We start from the raw sequence: 698 nt of genomic DNA, 5'->3' as shown, positions 1-698 counted from the left end.
TTAATATATCTGGATGCTTTTCTGAACCAAAAATATTCTTAAATATAAAATCCATTTTAGGATCTAATAAGCTCTGTAACACTCTATTCACTTCCTTATAATTCTACTAAATCTATTGTGACTACTTTCTAAGCTGATTTATTTCATCCACTGTTAACCCAGTTTTTAAAGCAATAGTCTCATCATCTAAAACATCTAATAAATTTTTAGCTATTTCTAAAGATTTTATCTTTTCACCTTCTTTAATTCCTTTTTCTTTCCCTTCCTTAAGACCTTCTTCTTTTCCTTCACGCTTAGCTTTATTTAATGCACTTGTTTCATCTTTTAATGCTTTAGCTCTTAGTTCATATAGTGCTCTTTGTTTTTCATCACAGCTAATTTTAATAAGTTCATTTTTAGCTTCTCGTATTTCTTTTACTGACATTTCTAAAGCTCTTACCTTTTCACTTTCAGGATTTTTTAAGAATTCTGTCCAAGCTACTAACATATCTCTTTCATCACTATTATCCTTAAGTTTAGGAATTTCTATAAAATGAATTTCTAAAACATCTGTTAGTTCTTCATTTACCTCTATTTCTTTTAATCTATAGGCATTATGAAATCTATCATTATTTAAGTATTTAAAATTTAATATATTTATACAAACAGTTCTTTTAAGGTCTGAATAATCATCTCCTTCATTAAGCTGTCCTTCGTAT

At 27.2% G+C, this 698-nt stretch carries 1 protein-coding gene; it reads right to left on the bottom strand.

Annotated elements, in window-relative coordinates; translation table 11 throughout:
* Positions 1-121: 121 nt before the first annotated feature.
* Positions 122-698: Rpn family recombination-promoting nuclease/putative transposase (locus GBZ86_RS16495; protein WP_152892481.1), on the bottom strand; the 577-nt coding region annotated here is incomplete at its 5' end.

Origin of the sequence: Clostridium tarantellae (assembly GCF_009295725.1) — a bacterium.
Classification (GTDB): domain Bacteria; phylum Bacillota; class Clostridia; order Clostridiales; family Clostridiaceae; genus Sarcina; species Sarcina tarantellae.
This window is presented reverse-complemented; position numbering and strand designations above follow the sequence as displayed.